Annotated in this window: 21 protein-coding genes and 2 tRNA genes; 10 read left to right on the forward strand and 13 right to left on the reverse strand. The window is 62.0% G+C overall.

Annotated features, from left to right (window positions below; all coding sequences use genetic code 11):
* Positions 1-157 precede the first annotated feature (157 nt).
* Positions 158-233: transfer RNA gene (locus KDH09_06615), tRNA-Thr, on the reverse strand.
* A gap of 41 nt (positions 234-274) precedes the next feature.
* Positions 275-796: a shikimate kinase gene (locus KDH09_06620; protein MCB0219352.1), complete on the reverse strand. Its 522-nt coding sequence runs from the start codon at positions 794-796 to the stop codon at positions 275-277.
* 105 nt (positions 797-901) lie between these two features.
* Between KDH09_06620 and KDH09_06625 the strand changes: the two genes are divergently transcribed.
* The 3 genes from KDH09_06625 to KDH09_06635 all read left to right on the forward strand — a co-directional run bounded on the left by KDH09_06625 (position 902) and on the right by KDH09_06635 (position 3465).
* Positions 902-2293 (forward strand): anthranilate synthase component I family protein, encoded by a 1392-nt coding sequence (locus tag KDH09_06625; GenBank protein MCB0219353.1) that lies wholly within the window; start codon positions 902-904, stop codon positions 2291-2293.
* Positions 2286-3155, forward strand: a complete 870-nt coding sequence (locus tag KDH09_06630) for an aminotransferase class IV family protein (protein MCB0219354.1) — start codon at positions 2286-2288, stop codon at positions 3153-3155. Before KDH09_06625 ends, KDH09_06630 begins: the two co-directional genes overlap by 8 nt.
* Positions 3156-3243: 88 nt before the next feature.
* Positions 3244-3465, forward strand: coding sequence for a DNA-directed RNA polymerase subunit omega (locus KDH09_06635; protein MCB0219355.1), 222 nt, complete (start codon positions 3244-3246; stop codon positions 3463-3465).
* A 73-nt stretch (positions 3466-3538) separates the two neighbouring features.
* On the opposite strand, the gene iscX is transcribed toward KDH09_06635, so the two are convergent.
* The 7 genes from iscX to KDH09_06670 form a co-directional block, all read right to left on the reverse strand.
* Positions 3539-3757 (reverse strand): Fe-S cluster assembly protein IscX, encoded by a 219-nt coding sequence (iscX, locus tag KDH09_06640; GenBank protein ID MCB0219356.1) that lies wholly within the window; start codon positions 3755-3757, stop codon positions 3539-3541.
* A gap of 18 nt (positions 3758-3775) precedes the next feature.
* Positions 3776-5650: a Fe-S protein assembly chaperone HscA gene (hscA, locus tag KDH09_06645; protein ID MCB0219357.1), complete on the reverse strand. Its 1875-nt coding sequence runs from the start codon at positions 5648-5650 to the stop codon at positions 3776-3778.
* Between the two features lie 9 nt (positions 5651-5659).
* Entirely contained in the window at positions 5660-6355 is a 696-nt protein-coding gene (locus KDH09_06650; GenBank protein MCB0219358.1) for a hypothetical protein, read from the reverse strand.
* Positions 6356-6473: 118 nt separating this feature from the next.
* Entirely contained in the window at positions 6474-6869 is a 396-nt protein-coding gene (locus KDH09_06655; protein MCB0219359.1) for an iron-sulfur cluster assembly accessory protein, read from the reverse strand.
* 48 nt (positions 6870-6917) lie between these two features.
* A complete protein-coding gene (gene iscU, locus KDH09_06660) occupies positions 6918-7322 on the reverse strand; it encodes a Fe-S cluster assembly scaffold IscU (GenBank protein ID MCB0219360.1) in 405 nt (134 codons plus the stop codon).
* Between the two features lie 27 nt (positions 7323-7349).
* Positions 7350-8570 carry an IscS subfamily cysteine desulfurase gene (locus KDH09_06665; protein MCB0219361.1) on the reverse strand — a complete coding sequence of 407 codons (1221 nt, stop codon included), beginning with the start codon at positions 8568-8570 and terminating at the stop codon, positions 7350-7352.
* A 46-nt stretch (positions 8571-8616) separates the two neighbouring features.
* Entirely contained in the window at positions 8617-9093 is a 477-nt protein-coding gene (locus KDH09_06670; protein MCB0219362.1) for an Rrf2 family transcriptional regulator, read from the reverse strand.
* A gap of 388 nt (positions 9094-9481) precedes the next feature.
* On the opposite strand from KDH09_06670, the gene KDH09_06675 reads away from it, so the two are divergent.
* From KDH09_06675 to KDH09_06705, 7 genes are all read left to right on the forward strand, one after another.
* Positions 9482-9567 (forward strand) — tRNA-Leu (locus KDH09_06675).
* Between the two features lie 69 nt (positions 9568-9636).
* Entirely contained in the window at positions 9637-10962 is a 1326-nt protein-coding gene (tig, locus tag KDH09_06680) for a trigger factor (GenBank protein MCB0219363.1), read from the forward strand.
* 157 nt (positions 10963-11119) lie between these two features.
* The gene (clpP, locus tag KDH09_06685) at positions 11120-11746 is read left to right on the forward strand and encodes an ATP-dependent Clp endopeptidase proteolytic subunit ClpP (protein MCB0219364.1); all 627 of its coding nucleotides are present in this window, start codon (positions 11120-11122) and stop codon (positions 11744-11746) included.
* 60 nt (positions 11747-11806) lie between these two features.
* Positions 11807-13066, forward strand: a complete 1260-nt coding sequence (gene clpX / locus KDH09_06690) for an ATP-dependent Clp protease ATP-binding subunit ClpX (protein MCB0219365.1) — start codon at positions 11807-11809, stop codon at positions 13064-13066.
* Between the two features lie 155 nt (positions 13067-13221).
* The gene (gene lon / locus KDH09_06695) at positions 13222-15663 is read left to right on the forward strand and encodes an endopeptidase La (GenBank protein MCB0219366.1); all 2442 of its coding nucleotides are present in this window, start codon (positions 13222-13224) and stop codon (positions 15661-15663) included.
* 133 nt (positions 15664-15796) lie between these two features.
* Positions 15797-17305 (forward strand): response regulator, encoded by a 1509-nt coding sequence (locus KDH09_06700; GenBank protein MCB0219367.1) that lies wholly within the window; start codon positions 15797-15799, stop codon positions 17303-17305.
* A 66-nt stretch (positions 17306-17371) separates the two neighbouring features.
* On the forward strand, positions 17372-18055 hold the full coding sequence (locus KDH09_06705) for an HAD family phosphatase (GenBank protein ID MCB0219368.1): 684 nt from the start codon (positions 17372-17374) through the stop codon (positions 18053-18055).
* A gap of 5 nt (positions 18056-18060) precedes the next feature.
* Here KDH09_06705 and KDH09_06710 read toward each other — a convergent pair whose 3' ends face one another.
* The 4 genes from KDH09_06710 to KDH09_06725 form a co-directional block, all read right to left on the reverse strand.
* On the reverse strand, positions 18061-19566 hold the full coding sequence (locus KDH09_06710) for a GMC family oxidoreductase N-terminal domain-containing protein (protein MCB0219369.1): 1506 nt from the start codon (positions 19564-19566) through the stop codon (positions 18061-18063).
* A gap of 84 nt (positions 19567-19650) precedes the next feature.
* Positions 19651-20460, reverse strand: a complete 810-nt coding sequence (locus KDH09_06715) for an ABC transporter substrate-binding protein (GenBank protein ID MCB0219370.1) — start codon at positions 20458-20460, stop codon at positions 19651-19653.
* Between the two features lie 99 nt (positions 20461-20559).
* Positions 20560-21522, reverse strand: a complete 963-nt coding sequence (locus tag KDH09_06720) for a ferritin-like domain-containing protein (GenBank protein MCB0219371.1) — start codon at positions 21520-21522, stop codon at positions 20560-20562.
* Positions 21523-21532: 10 nt separating this feature from the next.
* Positions 21533-22206, reverse strand: a 674-nt coding sequence (locus KDH09_06725) for a hypothetical protein (protein MCB0219372.1), incomplete at its 5' end; no start/stop codon positions are given.

Raw genomic sequence — 22206 nt, forward strand, 5'->3', positions numbered from 1 at the left:
TCCAGCTCTTTGGGCGTCGCCGGTTCGACCCATTCTCCGTTGATGTAGAACTTTCGATAATCAAACATAGCTTTTCCTCTTCTCGCCGAGATTTCACGTTCCATTTCGTGCCGGGTCAGATGATTACCGCTCTGGAAGCGTGTCGCAACGGGAAAAATGGAGCCGGCTAGCGGACTCGAACCGCTGACCTACTGATTACAAATCAGTTGCTCTACCAACTGAGCTAAGCCGGCCCTTGGCAGGGCGCTCATCGTTTTTGATTGCTGCGCCGGTGTCAAGGCTTGATGCCGAGCGTGGCAAGGATCTCGTCCACGACTTCTGCGGGACTTTTCCCGTCCGTATCGATCTTCTGGTCCGCCCTGGCGTAGTGCGGGGCCCGCTCGGTCTTGAGGCGCTCGATCTCGGCGGCAGGGTCTTCGACCTCCAGCAGCGGGCGGCGGGCCCGGCCGCCGCGGACGCGGTCCAGGGTCGTGTGGGTTCCCGCTTCCAGGCAGACGACGGGCCCGAGCGCGCGCAGGAGCGGCCAGTTTTCTTCTGCCAGCACGATGCCCCCGCCGGTGGAGATCACGGCGCAGGCGCTCTTCGCCAGCGAGGCGAGCACCTCGCGCTCACAACGCCGAAAGCCCGCCTCCCCCTCGGTGTCGAAGATCTCACCTACGCTGCAGCCGGCCATCTCCTCGATCCGGGTGTCGGTGTCGAGGAACTCCCACCCCAGGCGCGAGGCCAGGGCGCGGCCCACGACGCTCTTGCCGCTGCCCATGAACCCGACGAGGACGATGTTGCGTGGCTTGTCCATACGGCGTGCATGCTAGCCGCGCGCTGCCCGGCGGGCCAGCACCGCTCGACCCGGCAACCGCCCTGCCCTATGCTCGCCCTTCCCGGAGCCTCCGGGGAGGTTTCCATGCCCCGCTTCCCCAGCCGCGTGCCAGCCGTATTCGAGGTGCTCGCCAGAGCGCCCGGCAGCCTGTGCGCGCTCTCCGGGGCGCCGGCGGCCACCACCGCACCGGTCGGCCTTTTCGGCACCAGAGAGACGAGTGTGCTCAGCGCCGATCCCTTCGCACGGCTCGAGATCCGGCGCGACCGCAGCGCGCGGTTCTTCTTTCGCGGCGGCGAGACGGAAGATTTTTCGCACGGCGATCCGGGTACCACTATCGACTACGCCATCGGGCGCTTCAGTCTGGCGCACGCGACCGGCATTGGGCCGGGCTGCGCCCTGGCGATTGCCTATGAGGCCGCGCCGTGGTTTGCGCCGGTCAGGTTGAAACCGCGCGAGGGGGAGCGCGGGAGCGACGTGCTTCTGGTCGCAAGCTTCTACGAAAACGTCCTCACCGAAGATGAGAACGGCGCCCTGCGCATGCGCGCCACCGGTTATGCCCGTGAGAACGCAGCGGCGGCCGAGCACGCCCGGTGGCTGAGCGCGCAGCTGGATCAAGTATCCGAGAGCACGCCCCCTGGGCCGGAAGCGGCAACCCTGCAAAGCTCCATGAGCAAGGAAAGCTATCTCGAAGCCCTCGCCGCCGTGCAGGAGTTCATCGCTGCCGGGGACATCTACCAGGTGAATCTCTCCCAGCAGCTCAGCATGAGTGCGGGTGACCCGGCGGCCATCTGGCGCCGCCTTGTGGAGGCCCATCCCACCGGCTGGAGCACGTGGCTGGACATGGGAGAGGCCGGCGTGCTGCTCTCGAACTCGCCCGAGTGTTTTCTGCGCCGCCGCGGGCAGACGCTGGAAACTTTTCCCATCAAGGGGACCCGCGCCAGCGAGGGCAGCGACGCGGCGGCAACCATCGAAGAATTGCGCCGCGACCCCAAGGAACTGGCCGAGCACCGCATGATTATCGACCTGGAGCGCAACGACCTGGGCCGCATTGCCCAGATCGGCTCGGTGGATGTCCCCGCACGCGAGTACGTGGAAAGCTACGGCACGGTCCATCACCTCGTATCCTGCGTGCGCGCCCGCGTTAATGAGCGCTTGAGCGTGGGCGAGATTCTGCGGGCGACCTTTCCCGGAGGCTCCATCACCGGCGCGCCCAAAAAGCGGGCGATGGAAATCATCGACATGCTCGAACCCGTCGGGCGCGGCTTCTATACCGGTGCCCTCGGCACGATCAGCGCCAACGGAGACATGGATCTGTCCATTGTGATCCGCGCCGCGCACTACCGCGACGGCGCGCTACACTACAGCGCCGGCGGCGGGATCGTCGCCGACAGCCGCGCCGAAGCCGAGGTGGCCGAGAGCTGGCTCAAGGCGCTCGCGTTCCTGCGGGCCTGCGGCATGGAAGGAAGTCATGACTGAGGAATACGTCCTGCTCGATGACGAGACCCTGCCCGCGCGCGCCGCGCGGGTGAGCGCGCTCGATCGCGGATTTCTCTACGGCGAGGCCGTGTTCACCACCCTGCGCGCCTACGCAGGCGCCCTGCCCTTTCTTGCCGAACACGAGGCGCGTCTTCGCACCCACGCCCGCGCCATCGGAGCGGCCTTTCCCTGGAGCGCCCACAAACTCCGGCAGCGCATCTCCAAGCTGCTCGACGCCAACGATCTGCTCGATGCGCAGGCCAGCGTGCGCGTGCAGCTCTCGAGCGGCGTGGGCGAGAACACCGGACTCTTCGAGTGCGCCCGCGGCGAACCCACCGTCCTGGCGCTGGCCGCGCCCGTGCCCGGGCGCATTCTTGCCCGTCGCAGCGAAGGCGTGGCCATCGCGACAATCGATGGGCTCCACACCGGCGATACCGGAAGCTTCAAACTCAGCGGCTATACCCGCAACCGGCTCTGCACCACCCAGGCCCACCAGAGGGGCGCCGACGAGGGGGTATTCCTGAGCGCTGCCGGCGAGGTGCTAGAGGCTGCCACGGCCAATCTTTTTTTCGTGCGCGGCGGCGCGCTCCATACCCCGGCGCCGGGCACGGGGATTCTCTGCGGCGTCACCCGCGGACAGGTCATCGCCCTGGCCCGCCGGCGCGGCATCGCCGTCCATGAAGGGCACTACCGCACCACCGACCTGCTGAGCGCCGATGAGGCCTTTCTGAGCTCCAGCGTCTCGGAAATCGTCCCCGTGCGCTCGGTCAACGGCGCCCCGGTAAGCGGCTTCGAGGCGCGCCCACTGACCCGTGCCCTGCAGGACCTCTACGACGCCTTGGTCGCCACGCGGAGCGCCTGAGACAGTCCCCCTTGCCGCCGGGGGCCCGCTCGTCTATAGATGGCTCCTCGCTTGACGGCCCCTTGGCCGTGAGTGACCGGAGGATTCCATGGCCCGCGTAACCATCGAAGATTGCATTGAAAAGGTCGACAACCGCTTTGAGCTCGTGCACGTCGGTGTGCGCCGTGCCAAGCAGCTCTTCAAGGGCGCGCCCTCGCTCGTGGATTCCGACAACAAGGCCCCGATTCAGGCCCTTCGCGAGATCGCCGAAGGCCGTGTGATCGCCATCCACGACAGCCTCAGCGAAGAGGAAGAGAGCAACATGCTCTAGCCCTCGCTGCATTTGAAACAAAGAAGGCGCGCCCACCGGGCGCGCCTTTTCTTTTTCGTGATTGGTGAATGCACTACTGGTTGTCGCGATACTCTTCGAGCCAGGCCATCTGAATGGCCTCGAGAATTTTCTCGTTGGACTTCTTGGAGTCACCCACGAATCCATCGAGTTCCATCACCCAATTGTGCAGGTCGGTAAAGCGGACGCTCAGCGGGTCCTTCTCCGGCATTTTCTCGTAGAGACGAATGCCGATCTCTTCGACGTCGGTCCAGGTAATTTCATCCGGGTCCATGGGGGTCTCTCCCTTCTCTTACGAAAGCGCTTCGTCGACGCGCTTGTCGCGCAGCGCCTTGGCAATGCCGGCGTTCACAATACGCTCTGCCAGCGGGTGGGTGGCATCATCGAGCGCAGCGATGCACTGGCGAATCTTGTGGCGATCCGAGCCATCACCCAGTGCGCTCTCCAGCGCGGCGACGGCACCGTTGACCATATCCCGCTCAGCCTGCTCAATCTCCACTTCTTCGCGCGAGAGTGCCTTGCGCGTGGCACGCAGCACCGACTCGGCCTCGACGCGGACCTCGGCTGCAAGGCGCGCCTCGATATCTTCTTCGGCGTGGTCGTAGGATGCCTCGAGCATCCGCTCGACTTCCTCGTCGGTGAGGCCCGAGCTTGGCTGCACTTCGATGGAGGCTTCCTTACCGGTGCGCAGCTCCTTGGCTGTCACATTCAGGATCCCGTTGGCATCGATCAGGAAAGTCACCTGGAGCTTCGGGATACCGGCGGGCATGGGTTCGATATCACGCAACTCGAAGCGCGCAAGCGAGCGACAGTCTTTCACCAGCTCGCGCTCGCCCTGGAGCACGTGGATGCTCACGTTCTTCTGCCCATCCACGCTGGTGGTGTAGATCTCATGCGCGCTGGCAGGAATGGTGGTGTTGCGGTGAATGAGCTTCTCGACGACGCCGCCCAGGGTCTCGATCCCCAGGGAGAGCGGGATGACGTCGAGCAGGAGTACATCCTCTCGACCGGTGGTGAGCACGTCGGCCTGAATGGAAGCGCCCAGCGCGACGACAGTATCGGGGTCCACCTGGTGGTGGAGCTCGGCGCCAAAGAAGTTGCCAACCAGCTCACGTACCAGCGGCACGCGGGTCGAACCGCCAACGAGCACCACATGCTCAAGTGACTTGATGTCGATGCCCGAATCGGCGACCGCCGACTTGCACGAGGCAATCGTCTTGTCGATAAACGGCCGGATCAGTTCTTCGAATTCCGAGCGGGTCACCTTGCGTGAGAAGTCCACACCGGCGGCGCTCTCCTTGACGGCAAAGGTCTCCTCTTTCGCCGAAGAGAGCACCATCTTCACGCGCTCGGCCTCGTGAATGATCGCGGCCTGTAAATTCCGGTTGCTGGAGAGATCGATGCCGATTTCAGCTCCGATCTTGTCCGCCAGTGCGCGGTCGAAGTCATCGCCGCCCAAAAGCGTATCGCCATGGGTGGAGAGCACCTCGAAGACGCCCTCGTTGAGCGCGAGGATAGAGATGTCAAAGGTGCCGCCGCCCAGGTCGTAGACGGCCACGTGGCCCTGCGCCTTGCGATCGAGCCCGTAGGCAAGCGCGGCGGCGGTGGGCTCGTTCAGAATGCGCAGCACGTTGAGCCCCGCGACCTTGCCCGCCATCTTGGTGGCCTGGCGCTGGGAATCGTTGAAGTAGGCCGGCACGGTAATGACCACGTCCTCGACGGGGGCGCCAAGCTGCTCGGTGCCGATCTCCTTGAGCCGTCGCAGAATCATCGCCGAGACTTCGACCGGGTTATAGCGATCCTCGCCCACGCGGAAGTAGGCCATTTCCTGGCCTTCCTCCCCGGGCTCAATATCGAAGGGGAGTTTCTCGCGAAGGTCTTCGACCTCATCGAATCCCTTGCCGATGAAGCGCTTGATCGAAAAGAGCGTGTGCTCGGGGTCGCGAACGCGCTCCTCACGCGCATCGCGCCCCACGCTGATGCGGCCTTTTTCGAAGTGCACCGCCGAGGGGAGAATTTTCTCACCTTCCTCGTCGGTCAGAATCTGGGGCACATCGTCCTTCACCACTGCGATGAGGGAGTTGGTCGTTCCAAGGTCGATGCCCACGGCCGGGGCCTTGGCCCGCACACCGCTGATATCAATTTGAATCGGTCGAATTTCAGCCATCACAAACTCTCAGTCTGCCACGCCGCCCGAAGCGGCCCGGCCGATGTTTTCTTCCATGCGGGCCAGATAACCCTCGAACTGACGTGCCTTTTGAAGCTCGCGGGCGAAGGCGCTCCGTTCTTCGATTCCCTCGCCGCGCGCACGCAGCTCCCCGAGTTTTTCGGCATCCCAGCGGGCCGCCAGCGCATCGAGTTTTTCCCGACTCTCCAAGCGCAAGCCCTCAAGGCGCGTCTTGAGCTTTTCAAGCGCCTGCGTATCACCCTCGGCAAGGGCTTCCTGCATCTCGAAGAACTCCTCGGCCAGCTCGACCGGCACGTTCTTCGAATCCGCGTCCCCAATTTCGAGCAGTTCTTTCTCGGTCTTGAAGAGGTAGCGCAGCCGCGCACCCGCATCACGCAGGGTGCGGTAGGATTTATTCAGCAGCGCCGAACGCTCCAGCGAGTAAGCGCTCGCCGGCTCTCCCGCATTGTGGAAGCGGTCCGGGTGAAGCTTTCGCGAGCGCGCGTGGAAGTCCCGCTGCAGCGTGGTGGCGTCGAAGTCCATGGACGCAGGAACGCCCCACAGTTCAAAGTAATCGGCATGCTCCGGCGCGGGCTGGGGCATCCCGCACTGGGCGCACACATCGTCGGAGAGCTGCAGCTCCGCCCCGCACTTCCAGCAGGGCGCCGCGCCGGCGGCACGGTCTATTGTCGCGGTCTCATTCATGGGCCGCTCAAAATTCCTCTGTCTGCTGAGAAACCCGCGTGCGGTGCCCGATTTTCGGGGCTGCAGCGCGGGTTCCTGGGTCGAAACGGATGCCGCCAAATCGGCGGCCGGAATCTGCTTACGCGGTAAACGACTGCCCGCAACCGCATTCGGCCTCGGCGTTGGGATTGCTGAAGGTAAAGCCCGTGCCGTTGAGAGAATCAACAAAATCGAGCTGCGTCCCGCGAAGATACAGCGCGCTCTTGGGGTCCATGAAAACCCGCACGCCGTTGATCAGGTAAATCTTGTCGCGCTTGCGCGAGGCCGACTCGAAAGCGAGCTTGTAGGAAAGCCCTGAACACCCGCCGCCGATGATGGCAACACGCAGGCCCGCTTCCTCGGGCAGTTTTTCCTGCTCGAACATGGCCAGCACCTGCTTGGCCGCCGAGTCGGTGAGCGTAATGGGCGCGTCGTCGGCCGGAAGAACCGGCTGGGCCTGTGGCTGTTGCTGTGTTGCTGCGCTCTGTGCGGTCATAACTGTCTCTCTCTAAACTCGCGCTGGTTGATCAGGCAGGATCGAGCTTCAGGCTTCCTTGGCCTGCGCCTCGCCCGCGCCCTGCTTCTTCTTGTAGTCCTCGATGGCCGCCTTGATGGCGTCCTCGGCGAGCACCGAGCAGTGAATCTTCACGGGAGGAAGCGCAAGTTCCTCGACGATGTCGGTATTCTTGATCTTCATTGCGTCATCGACGCTCTTGCCCTTGACCCACTCGGTGGCCAGCGAGCTCGAAGCGATCGCGCTGCCGCAACCGAAGGTCTTGAACTTCGCATCCTCGATGACGCCGTCCTTGATCTTGATCTGCAGCTTCATCACGTCACCGCACTCGGGGGCTCCGACCACGCCGGTTCCCACGTCATTGGCTTCCTTGTCGAGACTCCCCACGTTGCGGGGGTTCTCGTAGTGATCGATTACTTTTTCGCCATAGGCCATGATGCCACTCTCCTTGAAAATTCCGTGTTAGTGCGCTGCCCACTGGATGGACTTGAGGTCCACACCTTCCTGGGCCATTTCCCAAAGGGGTGAGAGATCGCGAAGGCGGTTGACCACCTTTACGACGACGTCACCCACATACTGGATGTCTTCTTTGGTCGTGAAACGTCCGGCGCCGAAGCGGATGGACGTGTGAGCCATTTCTTCCTCCACGCCAATGGCGCGAAGCACGTGCGAGGGCTCAAGCGAGGCCGAGGTGCAGGCCGAACCCGACGAGACGGCAATGCCCTTGAGCCCCATGATGAGAGACTCACCCTCAACATACGCGAAGGACACGTTGAGGTTGCCCGCCAGGCGCTGCGTGGGATGACCGTTGAGGTGGATCTCCGGAAGTTCCTTCTGGAGACGCTCCCAGAACCCGTGCATCAGCGTGCGCACGCGCTCTTCTTCGTCAACCATCACCCGGCCGGCTTTTTCTGCCGCCGCTCCGAGGCCCACGATGCCCGGCACATTGAGTGTGCCCGAACGCATGCCGCGTTCGTGGCCGCCGCCGTGGATGACCGGCGCAACGCGAACGCGCGGGCCCTTGCGCCGCACGTAGAGGGCGCCGATGCCTTTGGGGCCGTAGATCTTGTGACCGGAGATGCTCATCAGATCGATGCCCATCTCGCCCACGTCCATGGGAATCTTCCCGAAGGTCTGCGCGGCGTCGGAATGGAAGATGACTCCCTTGTTCTTGCAGATCGCGCCGATTTCCTTGAGCGGCGCGATGGTGCCGATCTCGTTGTTGGCCGCCATGATGGAGACGAGAACCGTGTCCTCGCGAATGGCATCCGTGAGTGCATTCAGATCCACGGTGCCGCTCTGGTCCACCGGCAGGTAGGTGACATCCCAGCCCTTCTTCTCCAGATACTTGCACGGGTCGAGAATCGCCTTGTGCTCGGTCTGGCAGGTGATGATGTGCTTGCCCTTTTTCTCATACATCTCGGCGATGCCGAGGATCGCCATGTTGTCGGACTCGGTGGCACCGCTTGTGAAGATGATTTCCTTCGAAGAACAGCCGATCAGCTTTGCTACCTGCTCGCGGCCCAGCTCGACGGCCTCTTCGGCTTCCCAGCCAAAGGAATGGCTGCGGCTCGCAGCATTCCCGAACTTCTCCGTGAAGTAGGGATACATGATGTCGAGGACTTCCGGGTCGACCGGGGTCGTCGCCTGGTAATCCATGTAGATCGGGAGTTTCACACTCATGGTTGCTTTGCTTCCTTGCGTTCTTTCGAGTTGATCGCGGCGCGCGCTACTTCGCGGCCACGGCACGTTGTTCTTCTTCGAGGCGCTCGATCTGTGCAAGCTGCACCGGAGCGCCCGAGGTGCGGAACAGGTCGGCCAGCGTGGTCTCCTGCAGCACCCGCATGATCTTTCGGTTGAGTTCCTGCATGGGGGTCATGATGTTGCAGCCTGTCACGGCGCAGGGCTGGCCCTCATCCTCGCGGGCGCACTCGATCATGCCGAGCGGCCCTTCGAGCGTCTCCAGGAAGTTGAACAGGGTAACCTCGTCTGGCTTTCGCGAAATGCGGTAGCCACCGGCTACGCCCTGGACCGAGTCAATGAGCTTGTGCTTCTTGAGCTTCTGCAGGATCTTCGAGACCAGCTCGTAGGAGATGCCGTACTGATCGGCAATCTCCCGGGCACTGGAGACCTCGGACTCGCCCTTGTGCGCCATGTGACGCAACGCGATAAGTCCGTAGTCCGTTTTTCTCGAAAACTTGAGCACGCTGTGCTTCTCCTGCTCGCTCTGAAACCGGCCCCTCAGGCCACCTGACCGGCCTTGCGGCCCTTCTGGTTCCCGGCTCGGATCAGGCATGCGCCTAATCCGACTTCCGGGGTCCGGTTTCGGCTTCAATATGCACTTCAAGCCCTGCACTGTCAAGATCGGACTAAAATAGTCGTATTAACGAAAGGGCACCGTGATTATTGGGAATTTTGAGAATGACGCGCTGAGTCACGTAAAATCGGACTTTTTTGTTCCTCGATTCGCGTCTCTGGCCTCCCCCAGCCCCTCGCCCGTCTTGCCCGTTGGGCTTTGGTGCTGCTACAAAGACCGCCCCTTGAGCGCCTCCGGGCCTCGCGGGGGGCGCCCGAAGGGACCGCTGCAGAGCCGGGCGAGAGTGGTGAAATTGGTATACACGCCAGATTTAGGATCTGGTGCCCTTGTGGCTTGCGGGTTCAAGTCCCGCCTCTCGCACCAGAGCGGCACGCCCCGGCATCAGAGCGCAAATAGTCGCGGCACAATTCAAAATAAAGGTTGCATGAAACGATGAAGGCAGAAGTTCAGGATCTGGGCAAACACGAGAAAAGCGTTCGGATCGAAATCCCGCAGGACAAGGTCGACCACGAGATCGGTCACACGATCGCCGATCTGCAGAAGAGCGCGCGTATCAAGGGATTCCGCGCCGGCAAGGCTCCCCAGAGCGTCATCGTGAGCATGTACCGCGAGCACATCGACTCCCATGCACGCGAGCACCTCATCCGGGAGAGCCTGCCCGAAGTGCTCGAAGAGAACTCCATCGTTCCCGTCTCCGAACCAGTGATCGACGCCGATCCCGTCACCAAGGGCCAGCCCTGGGTCTATACGGCGCGTTTCGAAGTGCAGCCCGAAGTGAAGGCCGAGAAATACAAGGGCCTGGAAATCGTTAAGAAGGTTGCGAAGGTCGCCGACGAAACCATCGACAAGCGCATCGAGCAGATGCGCGAGGAAAATGCACAGTACCGCGGCCTTGGCGATGACCACGAAGCCGACCTTGGCGACACGCTTTTCTGTTCCTTCCACGGCACCATCGGCGACCAGGAAGTTCACTCCCAGGAAAACGAGGACGCCCGCATCGAACTCGGACACGACGGCAACATCGAGGGTTTCGATGAGCGCCTCAAGGGCGTCAAAGCCGGTGAAGAGCGCCACATCGAGTATGACATGCCCGAAGAGACCAAGAACCCGGACCTCGCCGGCAAGCACGTTCATCTGCACGTCAACGTGAACTCCGTGCGCCGCAAGGAACTCCCGGCCGTGGACAACGACTTCGTGCTTGATCTGGGCATCGATGACGTTGAGAGCGTCGACGCGCTCAAGGCCCACATTCGTAAGCAATATGAAGAGCGCATCGAATCCGACGCCGCCGCGCGCCTTCGCGACGAGGCGGGCAAGGCACTGGCCGAAGCCAACGAGTTCGATATCCCCCCTTCGATGATCGACAACCAGACCCGCGCCATGCTGCGCCAGTGGCAGCAGCAGTTCCAGATGCAGGGCATCCCCTTCCAGATCAGCGGTCCCCAGGCCGATGAGATGCGCAAGGGAATGGAGGGCGACGCAAAGGTCGCCATCCAGCGCCACCTGCTCCTTGAGTCGGTCGCCAAGCAGGAGAACATCGACGTCTCCGACGAGGACGTCGAGGCCGAGATCCGCAAGGTTGCCGACGGTGCGGGACAACCCTACGACAAGGTGCGCGAGATTTACGAGAAGCAGGGAATGCTCGAGGGGCTCAAGGGTCAGCTCGCGCAAGAGCGCGCGCTTGATTTCGTTATCGAGCATGCAAAGGTGAGTGAAGAAGAGCTCACCGAGGACTCGGGTGAAGAGGCGGCGGAGTAATCTCCGGCGGGGCCGGGCCGCGCGCCCTGCCCCAACCTTGAAAAAATTTCGCCCTCACTGACGCACTGCGTAGTGCCATGGGACGCTCGGCGAGCCAAGCTACTTCCAAAGCGGTCGTTTCCTGCCCTGCAGGGGCCGCTGATCTGAAGGAGATGCCATGAGCGTCATCCCCATTGTCATCGAACAATCAGCCCGCGGAGAGCGGTCTTTCGACATCTATTCGCGCCTGCTGCGCGACCGGATCGTGTTTCTGGGTACCCAGATCGACGACCACGTCTCGAATCTGGTGACCGCCCAGCTCCTGTTTCTGGAGTCCGAGGACCCGGAAAAGGACATTTACCTCTATATTAACAGCCCCGGTGGCTCGGTCTCGGCCGGGATGGCCATCTACGACACCATGCAGTTCGTGGCCCCCGATGTCTCGACCATCTGCATCGGGCAGGCCGCCTCCATGGGCGCCTTCCTGCTGACCGCGGGCGCGCCGGGCAAGCGCATGGCCCTCCCCCACTCGCGGGTGATGATCCATCAGCCGCTTGGCGGCTTCCAGGGCCAGGCAAGCGACATCTCCATCCATGCCAAGGAAATCCTGCGCATCCGCGAGGAACTCAACCGGATTCTCTCGGATCGCACCGGAAAGAGCATGGAGCAGATCGAAAAAGATACCGACCGTGACTATTTCCTGAGCGCAGAAGAAGCGGTCAGTTATGGTATCATCGACAAAGTCGTCAAGACGCGGCGGGCTGCCCTCGAAAGCACCTCGGCGCAGGCAAAGAAACCGGCCTAGGAGCGGCAGACCGCGCCGGCATGAGGGTCCCGGCGCGCGGCACAACACCCGGAGGAAAGCGTGGACAAGGACAGAAGCGACAAGCGCGGGAATGAGAACCTGACGTGCTCGTTCTGCGGCAAGAGCCAGCGAGAGGTCAAAAAGCTGATCGCGGGCCCGAATGTCTACATCTGCGATGAGTGCATCGAGCTCTGCAACGACATCATCGCCGAAGAGTATGAGAACGAGAAGTCCGTACGCGATCGCAAGACGCGGCTTCCTGCTCCCATGGAGATCAAGTCAACCCTCGACGACTACGTGATCGGCCAGTACTACGCCAAAAAGATCCTCTCGGTAGCAGTGCACAACCACTACAAGCGAATCGATTCCAAGCTCAACAGCGGCGAGGTCGAGCTGCAGAAGTCCAACATTCTGCTGATCGGCCCCACCGGTAGCGGCAAGACCCTGCTGGCGCAGACCCTGGCGCGCACCCTGGACGTGCCCTTCGCCATGGCGGACGCGACGACGCTGACCGAAGCAGGCTACGTGGGCGAGGACGTTGAGAACATCATCCTCAACCTCTACCGCAATGCAGGCGAAGATCCCGAGCGCACCATCCGCGGCATCGTCTACATCGACGAGATCGACAAGATCTCGCGCAAGGCGGAGAACCCCTCCATCACCCGCGACGTTTCCGGTGAGGGCGTGCAGCAGGCGCTGCTCAAGATCATCGAGGGCACCTTGGCCAATGTGCCGCCCAAGGGCGGGCGCAAGCATCCGCAACAGGATTTCCTGCAGATCGATACCACGAACATCCTGTTCATTTGCGGCGGCGCCTTCCACGGACTCGACGAGATCATCCAGCGCCGCGTCTCCCAGAAGGCGATCGGCTTCGGCTCCGACATCGATCCCGATGTTGGCAAGAAGAACATCGGCGACACCTTGCAGATGGTGGAGACCGAGGACCTGCTCAAATACGGGTTGATCCCCGAATTTGTCGGTCGCCTGCCGGTAATCGCCACGCTCCATGAGCTCGACGAGGCAGCGCTCATCCGCATCCTCACCGAGCCCAAGAACGCAATCATCAAGCAGTATAAGAAGCTCTTCGAGATGGAGGGCGTCAACCTGCAGTTCACCGACGGTGCCTACCGCGCCATTGCAGAGGAAACCATCGAGAAGAAGAGCGGCGCACGCGGCTTGCGCAGCATTCTCGAAACCCTGATGCTCGACATCATGTACGAGATCCCCTCGCGCAAGGACATTCAGGAAGTCATCGTCAACGAAGAGGTCGTACGCAAGAAAGAGGCACCGCTACTGGTGCTGGAGAAAGAATCTGCGTGAAACCCGGCACTTTGGTCACTTGATTCAACCCCCGAAAGCCTCTCATACTCTTGTATGAGAGGCTTTCGCGCTTTTGAGGGGTCTTCGCTTCCCGGCTCTGGGCGCGGCTTTCCGCCCCGCACGCCAGGCTGATGGCGCAACGGAAAGGCAACACCATGTTCTTCAAGACAGACGACGAAAACGGAAAAACCGGCGGTAGCGCAGGCGGTGAAACATTCACCATACCCCTGCTTCCGCTGCGCGACATCATCATCTTCCCGCACATGGTGGCTCCGCTCTTTGTCGGCCGCGAAAAAAGCATCGCCGCCCTCGAAGAGGCCATGCGACGCGACAAGCAGATCCTGCTGACGGCGCAGCGCAAGGCCAAGACCAACGATCCGACTTCCGACGACATCTATGAAGTTGGCACGGTCGCCACCATCATCCAGCTCCTGCGCCTGCCCGACCGCACGGTAAAGGTCCTGGTCGAAGGCAAGAAGCGCGGTCGCATCCTGCGCTACCTGCCCAACGACAAGCACTTCCTGGTCGAGGCTGAGGAAATTCCCGAAGCGCTCGACCCGACGACGGAAACCTCCGCACTCGTGCGTAGTGTGAAGACCGCATTCGAGCAGTATGTGAAGCTCAACAAGCGCATCCCGCCCGAGATGCTGATGAGCGTCTCGCAGATCGAGGAGCCCGAACGGCTCTCCGACACCATCGTAACGCACCTGCTGCAGCTCAAACTGGGCGACAAGCAGGAACTGCTCGAAGAGGCCGACGCCAGCGTGCGCCTCAGCACCATTCTCGAAAAACTCACCGAAGAGATCGAGATCCTCAAGGTCGAGCGCTCCATCAAATCACGCGTGAAGAAGCAGATGGAGAAGACCCAGCGCGAGTATTATCTTAACGAGCAGATGCGCGCGATCCAGAAGGAACTGGGTGACCGCGACGAGTTCAAGAACGAGTTCTCGGAGATCGAGGACAAAATCGCGCAGAAGGAACTCTCCGAGGAAGCGCGCGGCAAGGTCACCAAGGAGCTCAAGAAGCTCAAGATGATGTCGCCCATGAGCGCTGAAGCGACAGTGGTGCGCAACTACATTGACTGGATCGTCTCCATCCCCTGGAGCGAGTTCAGCGAGGACAACCTCGATCTCAAGCATGCCCAGGAAATTCTCGATGCCGACCACTACGGCCTCAAGAAGGTCAAGGAACGCATCGTCGAGTATCTGGCCGTGCTGCAGCTCGTCCAGAAAATGAAGGGCCCCATCCTCTGTCTCGTTGGGCCCCCGGGTGTGGGCAAGACCTCGCTCGGCAAGAGCATCGCCCACGCGCTTGGTCGCGAGTTCGTGCGCATCTCGCTGGGGGGCGTGCGTGACGAGGCCGAAATCCGCGGTCATCGCCGCACCTACATTGGCGCTATGCCGGGCAAGATCGTGCAGGCCATGAAGAAGGCCGGCACCTCCAACCCGGTGGTGTTGCTCGACGAGATCGACAAAATGAGCAGCGACTTCCGCGGAGACCCCTCCTCGGCCATGCTCGAAGTGCTTGATCCCGAGCAGAACAGCACCTTCAACGACCACTACCTGGACATGGATTACGACCTCTCCCGGGTCATGTTCATTACGACTGCCAACTCCATGCAGACCATTCCGGCACCGCTGCTTGACCGCATGGAACTGATCCGCCTTCCGGGCTACACCGAGGAAGAAAAGCTCGAGATTGCCCGGCGCCACCTGGTTCCCAAGCAGATCACCGAGCACGGCCTGAGCGAGGAAAACGTGAGCTTCAACCGCGGCGCACTCACCAGCATCGTGCGCGAATACACCCGCGAAGCCGGCGTGCGCACCCTGGAGCGTGAGATCGCATCCGTCTGCCGCAAGGCAGCCAAGGACGTCGTTGTCTCCGGCGACCCCAAGAAGAAGATTCAGGTCAACAAGCAGCTCGTCGGCAAGTATCTGGGCGTCTACAAATACCGATACGGCGCCATTGAAGAGGCCGATCAGGTCGGTATCACCACGGGCCTCGCCTGGACCGAAGTCGGCGGCGAGATCCTCACCGTCGAAGTGGCCATCGTCCCCGGTAAGGGCAAGGTCACGATCACCGGCAAGCTCGGCGACGTGATGCAGGAATCGGCGCAGGCCGCCCTTTCCTACGTGCGCTCGCGCGCCGAATGGCTGGGCCTCGATGACGAGCTCTTCCAGCAGGTAGACCTCCACATCCACGTGCCCGAGGGCGCCACGCCAAAGGACGGCCCCTCGGCGGGCATCGCGCTGGCGACCAGTATTTCCTCGGCCTTTACCAAGATTCCCGTGCGCGCCACCGTCGCGATGACCGGCGAGATTACCCTGCGCGGGCGCGTACTGCCCATCGGCGGCCTCAAGGAGAAACTCATCGCCGCCCATCGAAGCGGTATCGAGCGAGTGCTGATTCCCAAGGACAATGCCAAGGATCTGGCCGACGTTCCCAGGAAAATCCTCTCGAAGCTGGAGATCAAGCCGGTCGAGCACATGGACGAAGTCATCGCCCTGGCGCTCACCGCGCTGCCCGTCGCGCTGCCCAAACCCGCCGAGCCGGCCAAGGCCCAGGGCGAAGGCGAAGGCACACTGACCACGCATTAAGCCGCACCGCGGCAGAAAAGGCCCGTTTGCCCGGCAAACGGGCCTTTTTTGTGCCTGCTCGCTTTGTCATGGGCGGCGATTCTTCCCTATACTGCCTTTTGAATCACGCTGGGGACACAAGTGAACGAAGCACATGGGCGAGAAGACAGTACTCGTAGTTGAGGACGATCGCCTGACGCGTAACGCGATTGCGGAGGGTCTGCACGACCTTCCCTATCAGGTAATCTTTGCCTCCAACGGCACGGAAGCTCTCGAATTTTTCGAGTCCGAGGGCCCCGATGCTGTGATCGTTGATGTACTCTTGCCCAAACTCAGTGGATTCGAAGTCTGCGAGCGGATTCGCAAGACTCACCCGGATCTTCCAATCATCTTCATCAGCGCCGTCTACAAGTCACTGGCCGTCCAGAACGAAGCCAAATCCAAGTACGGCGCCAACGAATTCCTGACCAAACCGCTCAACATCAACCTGTTGCGCGAGAAGCTCGGAAAATACGTTGCACCCAACTCGGCCCCGCCCGTGGCAGAGCAGCCCGACGAGGAAACGGAGGTTTCCGAGCCAAACCGGGAAGTCGACGGGGATCTGGCCAAGGAAGCGCTTGCGGCAATTTTCTTCAAGATCTTCCGTTTCCAGGAAACCGGCACGCTGCACCTGCAGAAGGAAAAGGTTAAGAAGACCATCCTCTTCGAGCACGGCCATCCGGTGCAAACCCAGTCGAACCTGCTCATGGAGACGCTGAGCAGAATCCTGCTCTCGCGCGGCGCGCTCAATCAGCAACAGCTCGAGGACACGCGCCTCATCGCCAAGCAGCGCGGCAAGCTCCACGGCCAGGTGCTCACTGACCTGGGCCTCATCACCCCAAAGGCGCTCGAAGACACGCTCGTGTTCCAGCACGAAGAACGGCTGCTCAACGCTTTCGCCTGGACAGAAGGGCATTTCGTTTTCGTTCGCGGCGCGACCCTGGACGACGAAGCCATTCGCCGCCAGGTCGATTTTCCCAGGGTCTTTATGCTGGGCGTGCTGGAGCGAATGCCCTTTGAAGCCATCCGTGACCGCATGGCACCGCTGGCCACCCACAAGGTCGGCTGGCAGCCTGAACCCCATGAGCCACTCGCGGCATTCGCACTCGAAACTGAGCAGCGCCAGATGCTCTCCCACATCGACGGGCAGAAGACACTCAAGGAGCTTCTGAAAGACTCCGCCCAGCCCGACCACCTCCTGCGCCTGATCTACGGCCTCGTCGTTGCGAGTTCCCTCGCTATCGCCGAGAAGCTCAGCGAACGCGAGCTGGAAGCCACCGCCGCAATCCGCGATGAGATCAGCCATGCCAGGGACGTCGAGAGCGCGCCGCAAATCGACGAGGAGTTCAGCCTCGTTGAACAGATCGCCAAGAAATACACCACGCTGCACACCGACAACTATTTCGAGATGCTCGAAGTCGGCGAGGATGCGAGCGAGAAAGAAATTCGTCAGTCCTACTTGCGTCTGTCAAAACTCTACCACCCCGAAAAAGTCGGTGCCGCTGTCGACAGCGAGTCTCGTGACATGGTCGAGGAAATCTACGTCAAGATCACCACAGCGTATGAAATTCTTTCCGACGAAGATGACCGTGAGGAATACCTCTCGGAACTCCATGCTTCCTGAGCCCCTTTGATCCGCCCCCTGCCCGACTAGACTGCGGAGACTTCACGGCATACTGGAGCCGCTGCCATGAGCACCGACATCAATCCCAATCTCAAAGTAGTCGTCGTCGATCTCGACAAGACCCTCGTGAAGGGCAGCCTGAACCTCATTCTGGCCAAGTCCGAGGCACGCGGAATGACGGCACTGAAGATGATCCCCAAGCTTGTAAAGCTCACGGTCTCCGCTCCGGGCAATCCCGATCTGGCCGGACAGATGATCGACGTGGGCAGCGGGCTGTTCGTTGGGAAGAGAGAGGACGAATTTCTCGCCCGTCTGGAAAAGACCTACCGTGACATCAAACCACGTCTGTTCGCTCACATGCGAAAACGCATCATCGACCACAAGCAGGCAGGCGCGAAGATCTGGCTGGCCGGCCCGGCGCCGCAGCAACTTGTCGATATCTTTGCCAAAGACCTGGGCGCCGACCGTGCTTTCGGGGTTCGCATGGTCAAGGACTCAAAAGGCCGGCTCACCGAGCAGGTCGAGGAGCCGCTCGTCTACCGCGAGGGCAAGCGCGACGCCGTACTGGCCGCGCTCAAGGACGAGGGCGTTGATCCAAAGGACGTGCGCTTCTACTCCGACAGCATCTCGGACGTGCCCCTCCTCGAAGCCGTGGGAGAGCCCGTGTGCACCAACCCCTCCGACGAGCTACGCGCCGAAGCGAAAAAACGCGGCTGGCCCATCGAGGAATACCACGAGACCATGGGCTGAGTCCGCTATCCCGTCCGCATCATCTCCGAAACCCGTTCGGCAAAGACCACGCAGCACAGGTACGTATTGCCGCGAATGATCCGCGGCATCGCGCTGGCATCCACGACGCGGAGCCCCTCCAGCCCGTGCACGCGGCACTGGGAATCCAGCACTGAGCTTCCCTCGTGCGCACCCATGGCGCAGCTTCCCACCTGGTGAAAATAGCTGATCGTGTTCGTCCGCTTGGCCAGACGCGTGCGCGCCGGTGTGGAGAGCGCAAAGGGCGGCGAGAGACGCCGTGCGCCCCAACTCCGAAACGCGCGCGTCCCCTCCCAGGCTTCGACCTTGCCCGCGATGGCATGCAGGTCCCGCAGGTCTTCGGGGTCGGTAAGGAAGTTGAGGTCCAGCCCCGGCGCGGCCTTGGGACTTCCCGAGCGGAGGAACACCCGACCGCGCGTCCTGGGCTGGAGCTGGAAGGCATAGACATGCACAAGTGTGCCAAGGCCCGGCGCACTTCGAATCGGGCAGGCGAAGATGTGGAAGTCGACCTCGCCACTGCCGTACAGGTCGCCCATCCAGACCACTTTCGCGGGCGAGCCCCGAAGCGGCCCCTCGTGCGGCGCGCGATAGAGTAGCGAGATCCCGACATGGTCTTGCAGGTTCTCGCCCACAGCGGGCAGGTCGTGCTTGAGCGCAATCCCCTGCGCGCGAAGCTGACCTGCCGGCCCGATCCCTGAGAGCAGCAGCAGCTTTGGCGACTCAAAGGCCCCGCAGCTCAGGATGACCTCGCTGCCGCGAATCTGCTCGCCGCCCATGAGTTCCACGCCGAGCGCGCGCCGTCCCTCCACCAGCACCCGTGCCACCGGCGCATTCGTTCGAATCGTCAGGTTCTCTCGGGACCGAACGTCGGACGTGAGATAGGCCTGGCTGACGGTGAGCCGCTGTCGGCCGTCCTCCTGAACGGTTCCGGGAAAGACACCGACGCCTGGAAGCGTGTCACGGTTGTTGACGTCCTCGCTGACCGACTCCCCCAGTTCGCGCGCCCCCTCCAGCAGCACTTTGTGGCAACGGGCAAACTCAGCAGCCTTCCAGCGGCGCAGGGTGAGTGGCCCGCTTCCGCCATGGAGCGAATTTTCTCCGAAATCGAGGTCCGTCTCGGCGCGCTTGAAGGAGGGAAGCAATTCGTTCCAGGACCAGCCATCGCACCCCAGCGCCGCCCATGAGTTGTAGTCCTCGGGCTGGCCCCGCACGGCCGCCAGAAAGTTCACCGCGGATGTCCCACCCAGCACATTGCCGCGGATCATGGGCGTGGGCAGCAGGTTTCCGCGCATTCGTACGAGCTGCCGCCGGGAATGGCGTGCCTGAAGGATCTCGTCCCAGAGCCGATGCGGCGTGCGAATGGATGTGGGATAGGCTGCGTCGTCGGCGCCTGACTCCAGGAGCAAAACCGAGCACCCGGCATCCTCACTCAGCCGGGCGGCAAGCACAGCTCCGCTGGTGCCACCACCGACGATGATGACGTCGTGTTTCATGACCCCTCCGCCTTTGCCCCCGGCGTCCAGGTTGTCCGTGAAAGCCCGCCGCAGCCAGTCGGCGGGATAGTCTTTGGATGCCCTCTAGCCCAGAATCGTTGCCCGAATCCAGCGGAGCGCCTCGATCTGGCGCACGCCGTACCAGCAGAAATAGGTGCCATCAACGAGGTAGACCCGCCCCATCCGCGCTGCCGGTATTTCCTCGTGGTCGAGAAATTCGTTGCGATGCTTGAGCTCGAAGGGATAAGGCTCGCTCGAGAGATAGATTACCTCGGGCGCGCGCTCAGTCAGTTCCTCAAAATTCGTTTCGGGGTAGCGCTCTTCACGATCCCCGTAGACGTTCTCCATCCCGGCCAGCTCCAGCGCGTCGTGGATATAGGTGTCGCGATTGATGCTCATCCACGGGTCTTTCCAGATAAAGTAGGCCGCGCGCCGCTTTCGCCCGTAACGCGCGGCCAGTTCCTTGATGGCCGCAATTTCCATCTCGATGGTGCGGGCCATCACTTCAGCCTTCTCTTCGGTCCCGGTCAGCCTTCCCAGCGCCCGGATGAGCCCTGGTCCGTCGTCCACCTTGCGGGCGAAATCCTCGTAAACCGGTGCGATCTCCCGTAGGGCCGCAACGTCCTCCGGGCGGTTCTCCTCGGTGTTTACCAGGATGAGGTCGGGCTTGAGAGCGGCGATGGCTTTGAGGTCAGGGTTCTTCGTTCCGCCCACCGTCGGCACGACATTAACCTCGTCCACCGGCCGGTCGCAGTAGCGCGTCCGGCCCGCGATGCGCTCCTTGATGCCCAGCGCGAACAGGGTCTCCGTCACGCTCGGCACCAGCGAGACAATGCGCGCCGCGGGGGCGCTGAGTGCCACTTCTTTTCCTGCGTCGTCGGTGAGGGTGATCATCCCCGAAGTCTACCCAACAAAAAGCCGCCGCGCGGCCAAAAAAGAGGCGCGGCCTTCCCCGGCCGCGCCTCTCCCCCTGGCCCCTCTTCCCGCAGCGTGTCAGTCGTCCTGCTCCATCATGTCGACGGCGCTCTGGATGACGTCGTGCTGCGGGAGATTGGTCTCGTCGTAATGCTTTTTCTCACCGGCCGCTTCGGCCCGGTCAATCTTCTTGTAGAGCCCCACGCGAAGGAGCTTCATGATGCGGGTGATCTCGTCGGTGATCGTCTGCGTGGCGGTGTTGATCTTGAGAACGGCAGCGTAGTTACGGTTGGCTGCGATTGCCGGATTCTTCTCGCCGAGCTGGGCGAAACGACGCTGGGCTTCCCTGAAGCGCTTGCCCTCGGGATCCATGATCGCCTGCACGCGCCCGAACAGGTCGCTGAGCGCGACCGTGGCCCAGGCCATGCCGGAGATCAGGGTGGGATCGCTCATCGTCTTGAGGAAGCCCCGCACCCCCATGGGCTCGGTTTCCACGTCGCCATATTTCTCGCACAGGTAGAAATCCATGGCGATATGGCGCGACTCGTCCTGATTGACCTTCTCGATAACAGCGCGGCTGAGCGGATCGTCGATGTAATCGTTGACCGAGCGAAGCAGCGCCACGTCGAGCACCAGCTCCCCGGCGGTCACCATCGCCGAGGCAAATTCGGGGCTGATGTCCTTGATCATCGTGCTCATCGAGCGCACGAAACGAACAAGGTTCCGGTCAGGGGTGTAGATCTTGTAGTTGTTCTGGTTGAAGTAGTTTGAGAGCCGGAACATCGCCTCGGCGTGCCGGACCTCGTCATCGTAGAAGGTCTTGAAGATCTCGCGCTCGAGCGGGCTGTCGGCCTTTTTCGAGAATTCCAGGAAGGCCAGCGCTGCGATGCGCTCGACATAAATCAGGTTGGTAAACTGATTGCAGGCCTCGACTTCGTCAAAGCGCGAAAGTGGCGCGGGCTTTGCGTGCCAGTCGAAGGCATCGATGTCCCACTGCCCGCCCTGGCAGCGCTCGAGCATGCGTTCAAGATTGAGTGCCATGGTTTGATCCTCAGTTACTCTCTTCAAGCATGTCGACGGCCGTCTTGATGACGTCGTGGCCCTGCGCACCGGGAGCGAGATCCTCGGCACTGCGCTTCCACTTCTCGCCGGAGGCCTCGGCCTTGCGAATCTCGCGAAAGAGCCCGAGGTTCAAAAGCTCCATCACCCGCGAGAGTTCGAGCCCGCCGGCGGCCACCACGTTCGAGAGATTGAGAATCACCTGGTAGTTGCGGTTGCGGGCAATGGCCTTGTTGCGCTTGCCCAGCAGGGCGAAGCGGCCGGCTGCTTCCTGGAAGCGCTTGCCACCGGGATCCATGATGCCGGCCACGCGGCCGAAGAGCGTGCCCAGCGCGATGAGCGCCCAGGCCATGGCACCAAAGAGATTCCGGTCACCGAGCAGCGCTACCAGCTCGCGCGGGCTGGCGCGGCGCTGCTCGCGCTCACCGTATTTCTCGGTCAGGTAGAAATCCATCGCGATGTGGCGCGACTCGTCCTGATTGACCTTCTCGATCACCGCGCGGCTGAGCGGATCTTCGACATAGTCATTGACCGCGCGAAGCAGCGCCACGTCGAGCACCAGCTCCCCCAGGGTCACCATCGCCGAGGCGAACTCGGGGTTGATGTCCTTGATCGTGGTGGTGATGGTGCGGACGAACTGCACGAGCGCCGGGTCGGGTGTGTAGA

The sequence above is a fragment of the Chrysiogenia bacterium genome, from assembly GCA_020434085.1.
Classification (GTDB): Bacteria; JAGRBM01; JAGRBM01; order JAGRBM01; family JAGRBM01; genus JAGRBM01.